1 pseudogene is annotated in these 230 nt (G+C 72.6%); it reads right to left on the bottom strand.

Annotation, left to right across the window (positions count from 1 at the left end):
- A pseudogene (locus KUM44_RS44700) lies at positions 1-230 on the bottom strand (alpha-galactosidase); the annotation flags it as partial.

Raw genomic sequence — 230 nt, 5'->3', positions numbered from 1 at the left:
AGGGCGTGGTCCCAGCGCATGCCGCCGGAGGCGCAGTTCTCCACCACCAGGTGCGGGTAGCGGTCCAGGATGCCGTCGAGCCAGTCCAGCTGCGCCCGGTTGTGGCCGAGCAGACCGGCGCCCGGGGTCTCGCCGGGGTGGGCGCTGGTGCCGGAGCCGGGGTCGATGTTGTGGTCGAGCTTGAGGTAGCCGACGCCCCACTCGCCGACCAGACGGTCCACGACCTGGTC

It is taken from the genome of Streptomyces sp. AC550_RSS872, from assembly GCF_019049285.1.
GTDB lineage: Bacteria > Actinomycetota > Actinomycetes > Streptomycetales > Streptomycetaceae > Streptomyces.
This window is presented reverse-complemented; position numbering and strand designations above follow the sequence as displayed.